The 14,866-nt window shown below is 51.3% G+C and carries 13 protein-coding genes; 2 read left to right on the top strand and 11 right to left on the bottom strand.

Features of this window, described 5'->3' with window-relative positions:
* Positions 1 to 69: 69 nt before the first annotated feature.
* The 10 genes from EDM59_RS03855 to EDM59_RS03810 form a co-directional block, all read right to left on the bottom strand.
* The gene (locus EDM59_RS03855; RefSeq protein WP_342769177.1) at positions 70 to 2,307 is read right to left on the bottom strand and encodes a S8 family serine peptidase; all 2,238 of its coding nucleotides are present in this window, start codon (positions 2,305 to 2,307) and stop codon (positions 70 to 72) included.
* A gap of 99 nt (positions 2,308 to 2,406) precedes the next feature.
* The gene (locus EDM59_RS03850) at positions 2,407 to 4,806 is read right to left on the bottom strand and encodes an AAA family ATPase (RefSeq protein ID WP_122922393.1); all 2,400 of its coding nucleotides are present in this window, start codon (positions 4,804 to 4,806) and stop codon (positions 2,407 to 2,409) included.
* Positions 4,807 to 4,888: 82 nt separating this feature from the next.
* Positions 4,889 to 6,073 (bottom strand): MFS transporter, encoded by a 1,185-nt coding sequence (locus EDM59_RS03845; protein WP_122922392.1) that lies wholly within the window; start codon positions 6,071 to 6,073, stop codon positions 4,889 to 4,891.
* Positions 6,074 to 6,152: 79 nt separating this feature from the next.
* Complete coding sequence (locus EDM59_RS03840) at positions 6,153 to 6,644, bottom strand: MarR family transcriptional regulator (protein WP_122922391.1); 492 nt, start codon at positions 6,642 to 6,644, stop codon at positions 6,153 to 6,155.
* A 137-nt stretch (positions 6,645 to 6,781) separates the two neighbouring features.
* Positions 6,782 to 6,985, bottom strand: a complete 204-nt coding sequence (locus EDM59_RS03835) for a hypothetical protein (protein WP_174769239.1) — start codon at positions 6,983 to 6,985, stop codon at positions 6,782 to 6,784.
* A gap of 42 nt (positions 6,986 to 7,027) precedes the next feature.
* On the bottom strand, positions 7,028 to 8,077 hold the full coding sequence (locus EDM59_RS03830; RefSeq protein ID WP_122922389.1) for a Gfo/Idh/MocA family protein: 1,050 nt from the start codon (positions 8,075 to 8,077) through the stop codon (positions 7,028 to 7,030).
* Between the two features lie 24 nt (positions 8,078 to 8,101).
* On the bottom strand, positions 8,102 to 9,082 hold the full coding sequence (locus tag EDM59_RS03825) for an ABC transporter permease (protein ID WP_122922388.1): 981 nt from the start codon (positions 9,080 to 9,082) through the stop codon (positions 8,102 to 8,104).
* Positions 9,079 to 10,584, bottom strand: a complete 1,506-nt coding sequence (locus tag EDM59_RS03820) for a sugar ABC transporter ATP-binding protein (protein WP_342769176.1) — start codon at positions 10,582 to 10,584, stop codon at positions 9,079 to 9,081. Before EDM59_RS03820 ends, EDM59_RS03825 begins: the two co-directional genes overlap by 4 nt.
* A 102-nt stretch (positions 10,585 to 10,686) precedes the next feature.
* Positions 10,687 to 11,691, bottom strand: a complete 1,005-nt coding sequence (locus tag EDM59_RS03815; protein ID WP_246010884.1) for a substrate-binding domain-containing protein — start codon at positions 11,689 to 11,691, stop codon at positions 10,687 to 10,689.
* 100 nt (positions 11,692 to 11,791) lie between these two features.
* Complete coding sequence (locus EDM59_RS03810; RefSeq protein WP_122922387.1) at positions 11,792 to 12,784, bottom strand: LacI family DNA-binding transcriptional regulator; 993 nt, start codon at positions 12,782 to 12,784, stop codon at positions 11,792 to 11,794.
* Between the two features lie 177 nt (positions 12,785 to 12,961).
* On the opposite strand from EDM59_RS03810, the gene EDM59_RS03805 reads away from it, so the two are divergent.
* Together EDM59_RS03805 and EDM59_RS30955 are read left to right on the top strand one after the other, a co-directional pair.
* Positions 12,962 to 13,930 (top strand): sugar phosphate isomerase/epimerase family protein, encoded by a 969-nt coding sequence (locus EDM59_RS03805; protein WP_122922386.1) that lies wholly within the window; start codon positions 12,962 to 12,964, stop codon positions 13,928 to 13,930.
* Positions 13,927 to 14,082, top strand: a complete 156-nt coding sequence (locus tag EDM59_RS30955; protein ID WP_183192791.1) for a hypothetical protein — start codon at positions 13,927 to 13,929, stop codon at positions 14,080 to 14,082. The genes EDM59_RS03805 and EDM59_RS30955 overlap by 4 nt, the downstream gene beginning before the upstream one ends.
* An 87-nt stretch (positions 14,083 to 14,169) precedes the next feature.
* Here the strand turns inward: EDM59_RS30955 and EDM59_RS03800 are convergent, their stop codons facing one another.
* Positions 14,170 to 14,850: a metallophosphoesterase family protein gene (locus EDM59_RS03800; protein ID WP_122922385.1), complete on the bottom strand. Its 681-nt coding sequence runs from the start codon at positions 14,848 to 14,850 to the stop codon at positions 14,170 to 14,172.
* Positions 14,851 to 14,866 lie beyond the last annotated feature (16 nt).

Raw genomic sequence — 14,866 nt, 5'->3', positions numbered from 1 at the left:
TGCGAATCCAAGAAAAAAAGGACCGGCCCGAAGCATTCTGAAGGACCGATCCTTTTTTCTGTGCGTAATCTACCACCTGCCTGGATAAAGAAGCGATAACAAAAACCTTGCTTTCTCTCCTTTTTTGAGCTCAACTCTGATTTTGTACAGACCGGATTTCAGGTTTTCTACCTCTAGCTTTTCCGGGTTGGCTTTGCTTGTACTTGCAGCAATCAGCTCTTTTTTCCGATTGTACAGAAACAGATTCACATCCGCTTTTTCCGCCCATTCGGCTGTCAGCTTGACGTCACCATCGCGCATGAGCCGGATGGTATACTCCCGGTAATTCTTCTCGGTATCGACAGTTCCTCTGTACGTAACTTCCTTCGGTGTCTTTGCAGGAGGCTGCTCTGGTTTTTCTGCCCATTTGCCCGTCGTCGCAATCGCAAATGGCTGTGGACCCTTCGGTATGTTGTAGCCTTGCACAACCACCTTGTATTCTCCTTTTTCCGGCTCCTCGATCCATATCTGTTCGACGTTGTTCAGATTATCTACCTCGTCATCGAAAGGAGCCTGGAAAAAATCGTTCCCATTCAGCTTCTTGCCTTTTGGAGTCGTCACCGTCAGATTCAAGTCATTAACCAATGCGCGTTTGGCTGCCAGAGAGGCAGGATAGTCCGTCCAAGCGAGTGTAATCGCCAACGGTTTTGAATCATCCGACACTTCGATGGCGAATGATGCCTTTTCCTTTGTCCGCAAGCCCTTCTTTTCATCTAGGTAGTTTGTTTGAATGGCGCTTTTCAGGTTGGCTCGACCATACCCTTGCAAGCGCATATCCTCGTTCAGCTCATCCGCACTGCTAAGCAGGATGGCTTTGATCAGCGCTGCACTGGGTGCTTTCTCGCCCTGCTCGTTCAAAAATTCGCGTACCTGCGCGACGCCGCCGGCCAGGATCGCAGTCGACATACTCGTGCCCGTCATATACGCGTACTGTTCATCGTACATTTGATCGAAGTTTTTCCCTGGAGCGAGTGAAGATCGAACGGAGAGAATCGAGGTACCTGGTGCAACAAGATCGGGCTTGATCCTGCCATCCTCCGTCAATCCCCGGCTGCTGAACCGCCAGACATCATCTGCGTCATCAGACTGTGATCCGAAGCGTGGCCTCTCGTTTTCCGTCGCTCCAACAGCGATGACGTTTTTGGCTGTTGCCGGACTGCCGATGGTCTGGTAGCCGTTATCGCCGACATTGCCTGCGGCCACGAGGGCAGTCATGTCCGGATGCTCCCATAAAAATTTGTCAAAGAGGTACGAGGTATAGCTGTACTCCCCTTCATCGTCATCTCCCCAGGAATCGGAGTGGATCCGTGCCCCGTCCTCGTATGCCTCGCTCAAAATTCTCTCTACGTCTGTCTCCAGACCTTCCTCTTCATTTTCGATGGCATGAAAGACGAGTTTGGCCTCTGGCGCCATCCCTTTCCTTTTTCCTTCCGAAGCAGCACCGGTTCCGAGAATGGAGCCCGTGATGTGCGTACCATGTCCGTTCAAATCGCTTGCATCCCCTGGTCTGCCCAGCGTATGCAAACGCTCGACCTGCCCTTGCAAATCCGGGTGCAGCGAAGCCTCGTCCCCGGTATCCAGCCCTGTATCGGCTACACCGATGATCTGCCCTCTCCCGCGATAGCCCGAGGAGGAGAGCTCGTCCACATGCAGAATAGTGGAAGCCACATCGTTTCGCAGCGTATTTTGAGGAATGGGCACGAGCGCAACGATATCCTCGGACAAAACGAACTCCTCCAAGGCTTGTCCACTCTTCTTTTCTCGCGTCATCCTTGCCATTTCATGGCTGCTATCTTCTTCTCGTTGATCCGCCTTGCCATTCATTCGGCTCTTGCTGCTGTCGTCGTCAAAGCGAATCATCGCCACTTCTGCAGCCTCTTCTTTGCCGAGTGCAGATCGAAGTGCAGGAGAGATTTTCGAAACTGGGGAGAATGGCTTGACACTCTTCACAAAGGACAGCTTTTCCAGCTTCTTTTGATCCGAAGAGCGTGCGAGCTTTGCCACGAAAGCAAAATCCGGCAAATAGTCACCCAGCCTGACATCGAGGTCTTCGATTTCTTCCTTCCACTCTTCTTGTACCGGTCCGCTTAACTGAATGATGACGAGCGCAGACGATCCTGCCGTCTGTTGCCGCATCGTTTGTTTTTTCGCTTCGATCTCAATATGGCCCCGTCGTCCTTCCCGCTCTTTTGCATCTATCGGGAGCGTCATCGCCAAAAGAGTAAGGGCAACGACGGTCGAAAGCCCTGTCTGCCAATATCTGCGCAATACAAAAACACCCTTCCCAGAAATTACGTAATGTTTCCATTATACGGGAAAGAGTGTCTATGAAAAAAGCGTAGAAAGAACCGGTGAAGGGACAAAAAGCTAGACTTCTGTCCCTTTTTCCTCCCCGATCCATTCGAGCAGCGGTGCAAAATCTGCCCATTCCAGCGTGGTCAGCAGCGCCTGATCCCACTCCTGCTTTGGTACTTCCATCAAGCGCAGCGCCTGGTTCTGCATGGCTTCCTGCAGCAGATTGCGGCTAAATCTGGCATTCCCGTCCAAGTGGCGTGTTTTTTTCGCTTCGTTTAAGCTGTCTTTGATTTTCACGATGACACTCGCCTCGATTTGGTAGCCAGCTTGCATGGCTGCCTGCTCTAGAATGAGGACTAATTCGTCTACCGAGTAATCAGCGAAGTGGACGTATTTTTTGAAGCGCGAAAGCAGGCCCGGGTTGCTCGCAAGCAGCTGATTCATTTCCAGCGGGTATCCTGCGAGGACGACAACCAGATTTTCCTCATGTCTGGTCATTTCCTCCACCAGCGTATGGATGGCTTCGTGACCAAAGTCATTTTCGCCATGTCCCAGCAAGGAATAAGCTTCGTCGATAAACAAAACACCGCCGAGCGCTTCTCTCACTTTTCTGCGGGTCAAAGCAGCTGTCTGTCCGACGTAGCCTGCCACCAGATCTGCGCGGCTCGCCTGCACCAGATGTCCTCTTTTCAAATAGCCAATCTCTTGCAGGATCTGGGCGTACAACGAGGCGACGGTGGTCTTGCCTGTCCCAGGGTTCCCTGCAAAAACGGCATGCAGCTCGACAGGGCTCATCGGCATTCCCAGAGTGCCACGCTCTTTTTGTACGGCTACGAATGCAGCGATTTTCTTCAATTCAGCCTTCACCTGCTCAAGGCCGATCAAGCCCTCCAGCTGTGCTGTCGCCGAATCCTCTGTCGAAGCTTTCTCTTCCTCCGCCACATCCTCAGGAAGCAGGATGGTATAATCCTCCCAGCCCAGCTTTCTTCCAGCGGTTGCACGTCCTTTTGCAAAAATCGCGTCCAGGACGATGTTGGTAACCGTTCTCGCATTCCCGAAGGTATCGTCCACTTGGGCTTTTTCGATGCGAGCAAGAAGCGCTCGCTTCGCCTGCTCCGTCAAGAAAAAGTCGTTGCGCAAGGCTACATGATCGGCGATTTGCATCAATTCCTGAGCGGAGTAGTTCGGCAAAAGGAAGTGTCCTGTCTGTGGAAACCGGCTGTAGAGCCCCGGATTGGCTTGCAGAAAATGACGCATTTCTTCGGGGTATCCTGCCAAAATGACTACAAACCGACCCGCGTACTCCCCGCTGGTCATCGCTGAAACCAGTGTATCGATCGCGACCTGTCCATAGTCACTCCCCGAGCTGTCTGGTCGTTTCAGACTATAGGCTTCATCAATGAACAAAACCCCGCCATTTGCCTGCTTTACAAGCTCCATGACACGCTGCTCGGTCTGCCCCACATAAGCGCCGACCAGATGGGAGCGATCCACCTCAATCATCTGCCCTTTTTCCAATAAACCCAGTTCATGATACAGACGGGCAATCAACCTCGCTAGCGTCGTTTTTCCCGTACCTGGATTCCCCATCAAAACGAGGTGCAAGGGCAACTCATCCTGCATATGCCAGCCTTTTTCCTCACGAAGCTGGCGGTACTGCAAAAACTGGGCAAGCTGGCGAACCCGCTGCTTGATTTCTTCCAGTCCAATCAGGTCTTCCAGCTGCTCCAGAGCGGCCTTCTCCCCTTTTTTCTCCTGCATACTGTCTACAGGCTCTTCCTTTGACAAAAGACGCGTTTTTAACTCGTGCTGTTCAGCCAGTTTTCGGATTGTCTCCTGCAGCTGGGAGAGCAGCTCAGTGGAAAAGAACACGCCAGACAGAGAATTTCCATACGCTTGGACTCTTTCGGTCAGCTCCAGAAGCAACCGCCCTCGCTCTGCATACAGCTGCTCGACCCCTTGTGCAGTCGCCTCCTTTTCGGCATCCTGCAGCTTTCGAGCTGCCGATGTCGCTTTTGCAGCTAACGAACGCCACTTTCCTATTTCGGCGATTTCTGTGGAAGCTAGTGCACTCAGTACCTCTACTGTTCGCCTCCGCGTCACCACGTTGTCTGTTTCTCGGATCACGGGGAAGGCATTGGCAAACACATGCTCACGTAAAAACGAATAATAGAGCTGCAGCTGCGTTTCCCAGGCAGGCTGATAGGATGGATCTACCGCTGCAGCACGTTCCAGCCATTCCTCAGCCAGGGTTGCCCCGCCTTTTTTGTTCATGCGCAGGGCTGCCAGCTTTGTCAGCACGACAGCCTCTGCATGGTCAAGCTCTTCGTCCCTGAGCTCCGCATTCCTCTGCTGCTCGATTTCCCGCAATAAGCCAAGCCATTCGCCTTCTGTGACGTTTTGTATCGTAGATGGGTTCTTCGTCCATCTCTCAAGTATTTGCAGTGGACTTTGTTCATGCTGCTGATGCATACCTGTCTTTGCTCCTCCCGAACCTGACTATCCTTCTTGTTGTAGCACATTTAAAGGAGCATGAAAAGATTTGTGTGCCACTTTAGGCAGTAGGTGCGATGCTTCGCTGCTGCTGTTTGCGGATTTGTACGCGTGCAAACAGTACCGCAGCTGCAATCACAACGGCAGCCAATCCGAATTCCAGCCAATTTCCTCCTAAACCGTACAGAGCAGCTCCTACAACTGGACCAGCCGCCATCCCGATGTAGCGAATGAAGTTGTATACCCCAATCGCGGTCGCACGCTCTTTTTCAAAGACTTCCGAGAGAAGTGTCGTATGCGTAGGCATACCGATTCCCAGTGTAAACCCGAATAGGGCGCTTGCAGCCAGCATTACAGGCAGGGAGATATTTGTTGCGAGCATGAACAAGACAGTTGCGACAGCATGAGAAGCGGAGGTCAACACCAGTGCCTTGCGCGTCCCCCATTTCTTTTGTACACGACCTGAAGTCTTGCTGCTCAGCACAAACACAGCGGAGATCAACATGTAAACAAGACCGATCTGACCCGCAGACAAATGATAGGTTTCATTCAGATACACGGGCAAGAAAAGGAGAAAAGCATGATACGCGAACATCTGCGTAAATCCAATCAAGATGACAGAGGCTCCGACGGGCTGAAGAAGAATATCCCGGAAGGAGCCTAAGCCAAACCTTTTGGCGCCAGGCTGCTCGCTTTTCGTTTCCGGGAGCCAGGTCGCATTCATGGCCAAAAGGCAAATAGCCGTGATGGTCAGAAACAAGAAGACCGCGCTATGTCCGCCAAAGCCTCCAATCCAACCACCTAGCAGCGGGCCAATAGCGGGCCCAATCCCCAGCATCATCTGATACGTCCCCATCGCCTCCGCGCGTTTCGCCCCCGTAAAAACATCGCCAATGACGGTAGCCGCCACGATGGGAATCGCTGCAAAGCCGATTCCTTGAAAAACCCGGAAAAAGAGTAGTCCTTGGATCGTGTCGACCATATAGCAGCCAAGGGAGCCCAATACGTATAATCCTAAGGCAGGTAAGAGAATCTTCCGGCGTCCGTACTGATCTACCAATGGACCGTAGACCACCTGCATGATCGCGAGTGCCATCGTAAACAAGGACACGGTCCAGTTGATAATGGTTGAAGTCGTATGGAACTCTTGCTGCATCGCAGGCATGATAGGCATGAACAAGTTTTGGGCGAACGTTCCGACTAAAATGGAAGACCCAAGTAAGAATAGAATTCTGTTTGCATTCACGAGAAGGATCACCCCAAACTGCATTTTTGTGTCCAAGGAAACAATAGATGTATAAAAAAGGTAAGAGCAACTAGAAAAATTACTGATTCTTCCAACTTTTCTCCATTTCTACTGTCGCATCTCGCATGACTCTCTGTAAAAACTCCAGCTCCGAATCACTGTACTGCGACAGAAAGGAAAGCATTTGACGCTCCAAACGTCTATGAAAGATTTCATGAAACGAGAAAACGGATTCCCCACCGCTGGTCAGTCGAAAGAACACCTCTTTTTGGTTGTCCTCCAATTGATAGCGATCAATCAATCCCTTTTTCAGGAGCTTGCTTGTTATTTTGGAAATAGCACTTTTTGTTACCCCGATACGTTGAGCCAGAGACGTCACATTTACATTCCCTTTCTCCCCAATCGACTGAATGACGTGCAGCTCCGTGATAGAAAGATCGGCAACCTCGTCATAGTCAGGCATGCTCTTCCGGATTTGTTCCAGTAAAAGAGCTTCACGACGCTTGGCACGATCTTCCTGCTTGTGCAGCATTAAAACCCATTGATCCCAAATTTTTTGCTTCAGATCCACTTACCAGTACAGCCCCTTTTTGTGTCCTTGGAAACATTTCATACTTTATCACGAAAAACACGCATTTGCAATGTCCATTTTTCTCGCCTGTGAAAAGAAATCGCAGCCCCTGCTGAGGCTGCGCCTTCTGATCTTCCTTACACGTTGATGTTCCCCATTTCTACATCCGCAGAGAAATGGGCAAGCGCAGCATCAAATACATCGCTCTCCGAATCTGCTGCGATCTTGAACATCGTAACCACCTTGTTTCCGCTGCGTACCTGCACATTGTACTGAGAATCTCCGTCATACGTGGTGGCAAAATTGTATTCCCTACCGTTTACATTCATGTTTCGTTCCACAGTGGTCACCTCCTGCCATAGTGTGACCGATCTGTCCGTTCATTATCCATGATTAGGCAATATCGCTACCGATTTCCCCGTTTTTGCTGACTCGACTGCCGCTTGAATAATCATCAAAGCCCGCACTCCATCTTCTCCTGTCACGACGGGTGCCCTCTGCCCCTGGACAGCTTCCAGGAACGCATCGATCACCCCGCTGCTCGTCTGGTTGTCATTTGTCTGAATCGCACCTACCTTGTACACCATGCGCTCTCCCGTTGCTTTCACGAGCTCGATATCGGCATCCGGATTTGCAAATACTTTCATAATCCCTTTTTCTCCGTACAAAATCGTGCTATTGTCTTCGTCTCCGTAATAGCTCCAGCTAAAAGCGGCCGTCCCGATTGCTCCCGAGACCAGCTTCAGGAGGCACACCATATTGTCGTGCACCTGGATCGGCTCCCCTTGCTCGTCCTTTTTGTCGAGAACTCCTGCAAACGCGCTCACTTCCGCTACCTCATCATCCAGCAGGAACCGCAGCAGATCCACTTTATGAATACCTAGATCACCGGCGACGCCGAGAGCCGAACGATCTTTTTTGAAAAACCAGGTCGATTTCGACGCATTGACACTCCAATACTCCGGTCCTTTGTGGCCAAAGCTTGTTTGAAAGGAAAGCACCTTGCCAAGCTCTCCCGACTGAAGAAGCTGGCGAGCCATCTGGTGGGCTGCAACCAGACGTTGATTGTGATCGATCATGAGCACCTTGCCTGATTGTTCGGCCGCCTCAACGATCTGTCTAGCTCCTTCCAGCGTTGTGGCAATCGGCTTTTCGCAGAGGACGTGCTTCCCTCTTTGCAGTGCACGGGTCGTAATCAGATGATGCATCTCATTCGTCGAGCAATCACTGATGGCATCAATCTCCGGGTGATCCACGATCTCTTCCCAGCTTGCAGCTACCTGTCCGCCGTAACGCTCTGCCAGCTTTTTGGCGCGATCTGGGTTGGGATCGTATACGTAGTAGATTTCTGCTTGCGGATGATCCGCGTACTCCGGTGCATGTCGATGAGTGGCGATTGAACCGCACCCGATAATACCTACTTTGATCGTCATCGTATCTACCTCCTCGACCTTTTGCTATTGCTGTTCTTTTTTCTGCAGAAGGACGGCTGCGATAATGATCAGTCCTTTGACCAATCCTTGCAAATAGGGCGATATATTCATCAAGTTCAGCATATTATTCAAAACTCCAAGGATCAACACGCCAAAGAAGGTGCCGATCACTTTCCCGCGTCCCCCTGACATTCTCGTCCCGCCGATAATCACGGCTGCAATCGCATCCAGCTCGTAGGAGAGACCCGAGCTTGCTGACGAAATCGAGTTAAGACGGGACGACTCCACCACAGCTGCTGCCGCAACGAATATGCTGCACAGCATGTAGACGCCCATTTTTACCCGATTGACGCGAATGGTAGATAGAAGGGCTGCCTTTTCATTGCTCCCGATCGCATAGACGTAACGTCCAAAACGCGTTTTGTGCATCAAGACGTACACCAGCAGCGTCATGAACAGAAAAATGTAAACGGGCAGAGCCAGGCCAAGCCACTCTGTGTTGGCAATGACCGTGTACCCCTCCGCTTTCCCTGAAAGGCTCCCCCCTTCTGCAAAGTAAAGTACGATGGAACGGGCAGACGCCATCATGCCGAGTGTTGCGATAAAGGAAGGAATTCTGCCTTTGGTCACCATCAAGCCATTGAGACTTCCCACGATCGCACCCGCTGCCAGAGCGGCTAATAGAGCGAGGAACACGCTTTGCGTTGCATTCAGGACACTGACGGATAACGTTCCCAAGAGAGCAAGTACGGCACCAACCGAAAGATCGATTCCTCCGGATAGCATCACGACGGTCATGCCCAACGAAATGATGCCGATGATGGAAACCTGACGCAAAATGTTCGTGAGATTGTCTATACTGGCAAAATGGCTATCGATCATGGAGGCAATCAGAACAATGACGACAAAAGCTACAATGACGCTATACTCCGACCAGATCCACTGTCCTCGCGCCTTCCAGGAGGATGTTTTTGTGTTTTGTGCGGTTGGTGGCAGATTCATCATCCGGCTTGTTTCCCCCTCTTCACGCCTGTCGCATAGAGCATGATTGTCTCTTCGTTTACCTCCTGACGTGTCAGCTCACCCGTAATCTCTCCCTGATACATGACCATGACGCGGTCACACAGTCTCATGATCTCCGGCAGCTCGGAGGAAAGGATGATAATCGCCTTGCCTTGTCTCGCCAGCTCCGTAATAATTTGATAGATTTCCGCCTTTGCCCCGACGTCGATTCCCTGCGTCGGATTATCGAAAATGAGAAGCTCCGGATCGGCTTCCAGCCATTTAGCCAGGACGACCTTTTGCTGATTTCCCCCACTGAGACTGACGATGGGCAGATTGGGATCAGCTACCTTGATGGACAACAGCTCGCGGTATCGCTCAAAAGCAGACTTCTCCTTTTTCCCGTCCAGCAGAAGCTTGCTCTGAAAGTTCTTCAGTGCGGTAAGACTCAGATTTTCCATAATGCTCATGTCTTTAATGATGGCATTTTCCTTGCGATTTTTCGGAACGAGCCCAATGCCAGCCGCTAGAGCCTGTCGCGGATGGCGGAGCCTGTGCTGCTGTCCTTTCACACGAATCTCTCCTGTGTACGGGCGACAACCAAAAATGGCTTCGAACAATTCCGTCCTTCCATCTCCGGCAAGACCGGTAAAACCGAGAATCTCTCCTTTGGCCAAAGCGAATTGAATGCCTTGAAACCATTTTCCGCTGCTCAAATTGGAAACCTCCAGAAACGTCTCCTCCGCACGCACCGTTTCCTTGCGCGGTTCGTTCCCGACTGATTTTCCGACCATCAGTCTCGTCAGCTCTTCCTCATCTGTATCTCGGATCAACCCGCTTCCCGCTAGCTGTCCGTCTCGCAAAACCGTGTAGCGATCACAGATTTGCAGCACTTCTTTTAATTTGTGCGAAATGTAGATGATGCCCACTCCGCCATCCCGTAGCGTGCGCATCGTCTCCATCAGCTTTTCGACCTCGTAGTTGGTAAGGGAAGTCGTAGGTTCATCCATAATGATCAGCTTGGCATCGGTTAAAAGTGCCTTCGCAATCTCCACCATCTGCTTATACGAGGGCTCCAGATCTCGAACCAGCCTTTTTGGATGAATCGTTGCCCCCATTTTTCCCAACAGCTCCACCGTACGCCGGCACATATCCTCTACGCGCAAGAATCCAAACCGATCCGTCCACTCCGCTCCCAGAAAAATATTTTCATAGACCATAAGATCACCGACGACATTCAGCTCTTGATGGATAAAGCGGACTCCTGCCTGTTGGGAAACCCGGGGATCGGTCATCTGAATCCGTTTCCCATCGATAGAGATCTCTCCCGCATCTGCTTGCAGAATGCCACCCAGAATGTTCATCAAGGTAGATTTCCCGGCACCATTTTCTCCGAGCAGGGCGTGAATCTCTCCCGGACGTAAGGTCAGGTCTACGCCCTTTAATACGGGAACCCCACCAAAAGCTTTGTGTATTCCCTGCATGTGAAGGCCATTGTCAGACACAAGCGCACCTCCTGCCAGCAAACTCACTACCAGTTAGAAAGGACGGCAACAGTCAGACATCTCCTCTGCGTGGCCGTCCTCTCCTGTGTGTATCAGGCAAATTTAATAATTTGCATTCGGGTCGTAGAACTTGTCGATGTTGTCTTTCGTAATGGGTGTGGCCTCCAGCATGGTCACCTTCTCAGCCGGGGTCTTGCCATTCACGATATCTGCGGCAAGCTTGACAGCGTCTTTCACCATCAGGGGCGAATACGTAAATGTGGCTTGCATCAATGGGTCGCCGTCTTTGATCAGCTTATACACATCCTTATGACCGCCCGCACCTGTTACGACTTTGATGTCGGTGCGTTTTGCTTCTTTAATCGCCTGCAGCACACCGAGGGCCATTTCGTCGTCATGCGTGTATACAGCATCGATCTGAGACTCTGATTGCAGAATATTCTGCATAACATTTAAAGACTTTTCCTTCTGGAAGTCACCCGATTGGCTAGCGATGACTTGCATGTCAGGATGGTCTTTGATCGCTTCCCGGAAGCCATCGCTGCGCATCGTCGTAACGGAGCTTGGTACCCCGATGATTTCGACGATCTTGCCTTTGCCCCCAAGCTTGTCGACCAAATAAGCTCCCGCATGTGACCCAATGCCTTTGTTGTCGCCCTTCACCAGCGCAGTGAAATCGTCACTCTCCAGCTCCCGGTCCACTACGATCAACGGAATGCCCGCATCCTTTACTTTTTTCGCGACCGGGGTCATGGCAGCAGATTCGATCGGCAGCATAACGATCGCTGACACTTTCTTCGAGATCAGGTCTTCGATGTCATTCGTCTGCTTGTTGGGATCAGCCGCAGTGGTAATTACATACTTGAGACCTTCTGCTTTTGCTTCGTCCTCCGCATTCTTGATGACTGCCCCCAGCCAACCGTGGTCAGCAGCGGGAAACGACATCCCAATGACTTTCTCCGCTGCTGCCGGTGCTGGAGTGCTTCCACTTGCTTGACCGCTAGAAGTGTTTCCCCCGCCTGCAGAGCCACCTCCTCCGCAGCCTGCCAGCATCAGCATACCCGCGAGTGCCACAGTTGCCCATTTGCCTACATGAAAGCGCTTCATGCATTCTCCCCCTTTGTTTATAAAAGATAACCCGGGTCAAACCTGCTGCAAGCGTTTACAAGAAACCCGGGATAAAGCCCTTCTCTTGCGAAGCCAGCTCTCACCCCATCGTGGATTCCCGGATGATCAGCTCGTAGTCCATGACGATGCTATCCACACGCTCTTGTGGTGAAGCGATCCGCTTGATCAGCATGCGTGCTGCCTCACACCCCATCTCGTACATCGGCTGCGATACCGTCGTCAGGCTGGGATTCATCATGCTCGCAAATGGGATATTGTCAAAGCCTACAACAGCTATGTCATGAGGTGCTTTCAGCTCCGCTTCCTTGATGCTGCGCAGGGCTCCGATCGCTAACGTATCGGAAACAGCAAAAACGGCAGTGGGGCGTTCCTCCAAGGAGAGCAAGGATTTCATCGCTCGATGGCCACTTTCAAAATGCAAATCGGTATGAACGATATAACGGCTTTCCACAGGGATGTCAAACTCCCGCAATGCCCGCAGATAGCCTTCCTGACGCAGTCTGGCATACAAAAAACGTTCATCTGAATTGATGATCGCCACTCGTTTGTGTCCCATCGTCAGCAAGTGCTTCACGGCTTTATACGCTGCTGTCTGGTTGTCGATCGAGACGTATGGGGTCTGCCCTGTCTCGCTGTATTCACAGCATTGAATCACGGGATACTCATCCCCCAGCTGTCTGATACTCGCCAGATCAACCGCAGGATCCATCGAAATGACGCCGTCCGCCATACGATTTCGCACAAGATCCAGATAGACGTTTTCACGATCCGGATCCGAATCTGTGGTGCATAACAGGGTGTTGTAATGGTTGCGTCGTGCGATGTCTTCGATTCCCTGCACGATTTTGGAGTAAAACGGATTGGAGATGCTTGGTACGAGGACGAGAAGCATTCGGCTTTCCGCACAGCGGAGATTTCTCCCGAGCATGTTCGGGTTGTATTGAAGGCGCTCGATGACATCCTCGACCTTGGCTCTCGTTTTCGCCGAAACAGAGGCGTGATGATTCAAGACACGAGATACGGTCGCAACGGAAACGCCCGCTTCCCTTGCTACTTCCTGAATAGTTACCATATGTCTGGGGTATCCCTTCAAAATTGTAATCGATTACAAGGATAATGTAGCGGACGCAGAGCCTAGGTGTCAATAAGTTTTTTGAATATTTTTATATTATTGACGATTCGGATTCTCTTGATCTAGTATGATTCATGTAATCGATTTCATTTTGATTCGAATGCGGAGGTGATTTGCATGCATCTAGGTGTCTTCACCGTTCTCTTTTCCCAAAAATCATGGGAGGATATGCTCGATCTCGTCGCAAACCATGGCCTGAAAGCAGTTGAGCTCGGAACCGGCGGCTATCCGGGAAACTCTCACTGCCCTCTCGACGAATTGCTAGACAGTCGGACAAAGCAGCAGCAATTTCTTGCCGCCATTCACTCGAGGGGGCTTCGTATTAGTGCTCTTTCCTGCCATGGCAATCCACTTCATCCCCAAAAGGCAATCGCGCAGGAAGCAGATCAGCTCTTGCATAAAACGCTGCAGCTAGCGGAGCAGCTGGAAGTGCCCGTCGTCAATACGTTCTCGGGATGCCCTGGGGATTCCGACCACGCCTTGTATCCAAATTGGCCCGTGACTCCCTGGCCCCACGACTTTCAGGAGCTGCTCGACTGGCAATGGAAGGAAAAAGTCTACCCGTACTGGACCCAGATTGGTCAGGTCGCACAGTCCCGGCATATCAAAATCGGTCTGGAGCTCCACGGCGGCTTTTCTGTCCACACGCCAGGCACTCTCCTGAAGCTGCGAGAGCGTGCAGGTGAAGCCATCGGAGCCAATCTCGATCCCAGCCATTTATGGTGGCAGGGCATTGATCCTGTACAGGCGATCCGCATACTCGGGCGCGCCGACGCGATTCACCATTTTCACGCCAAGGATACGGCGATCGATCCGCTCAATTTGCCTATGCATGGGATCACCGATATGCAGCCTTATACGAAAATGCTGGATAGAGCCTGGCAGTTCCGCACAATCGGTTATGGTCACGATCTGAAAACGTGGGCAGACATCATGAGCGCTTTGCGCCTCGTCGGTTATGATGATGTCGTGAGTATCGAGCACGAGGACGGCTTGATGTCCATCGAGGAAGGCTTTCGCCGGGCAGTCCATAACCTGCAGCAAGTCTTGATCAGCGAGCCTCTGCACGAAATGTGGTGGGCATGACCATTTTTGCCTCCATTCTGGGTCTGATACTGCTTTTGGGATTTGCAGAGATCATCGAGTGCGTCTATCGGATGTATCAAAGTGCGGAAACCCGCATCTTGAAAGACAAACGGCTTTCCGCTAAGCCTGAAGTGGAAGCGGAAATTTCATAAATCCCTCGCAAAACCAAAATGCCCGCTCATTCCTGCTCGTCCGAAACGAGACAAAGAATGGCGGGCACATCTGCTGCTACACGATCGTTATTTCACCGAATATACCTTTTTGCTCGGCAATTCCAGGCAGTTCAGCTGGCCGCCAAAAACAGCGCCACCATCGATGCCAATTATGTTGTTTTCCCCGAAGTAAACGTCATTTTTCCCGTGCAGACCTTCCGTCGGGGTATGACCGAAAACAACTGTCTTTTCGCCTTTGTAGCCTTTATGAAACTCCTCGCGAATCCACATCAGTGTGTACGGATCTGTTTCATGGATCGGGGTCGTCGGATGCACGCCACCGTGAACAAAAATATACTCTTCTGTCTCGTGGTAGCATTGCAAACCTTTCAAAAAGGAGAGATGCTGCTTTAGCTCCGCTGTCAGTTCCAATGTCTGCGGTGCGCCGTTTTCTTGCTCCGCTGCAGGATGCCCGTAGCTTTCCATCGTTTTATAGGCTCCATTGCGAAACCAACGCTCGATGAACACTTGGTCCTGTTCGAACGACTTGATCATCATATGATCGTGATTTCCCATCAGGACGATGGCTCCTTTGGCGTGCAGCTCCATGACCTTGTCCAGAACTCCTTTGGAAGCTGGCCCACGATCTACATAATCTCCGAGGAGAATCAGTTGATCCACTGACGGATCGTAGTTTACTAGTTCCAAGAGCGATTCCCACTTCTCCAATTCCCCGTGGATATCACTGATTACCAACATGCGTTCCATACTCTGCTACCTTCTT

The sequence above is a fragment of the Brevibacillus nitrificans genome (assembly GCF_003710965.1).
Taxonomy (GTDB): Bacteria; Bacillota; Bacilli; order Brevibacillales; family Brevibacillaceae; genus Brevibacillus; species Brevibacillus centrosporus.
The sequence above is the reverse complement of the archived record's forward strand: the minus strand, read 5'-3'. Positions and strand labels throughout refer to the sequence as shown.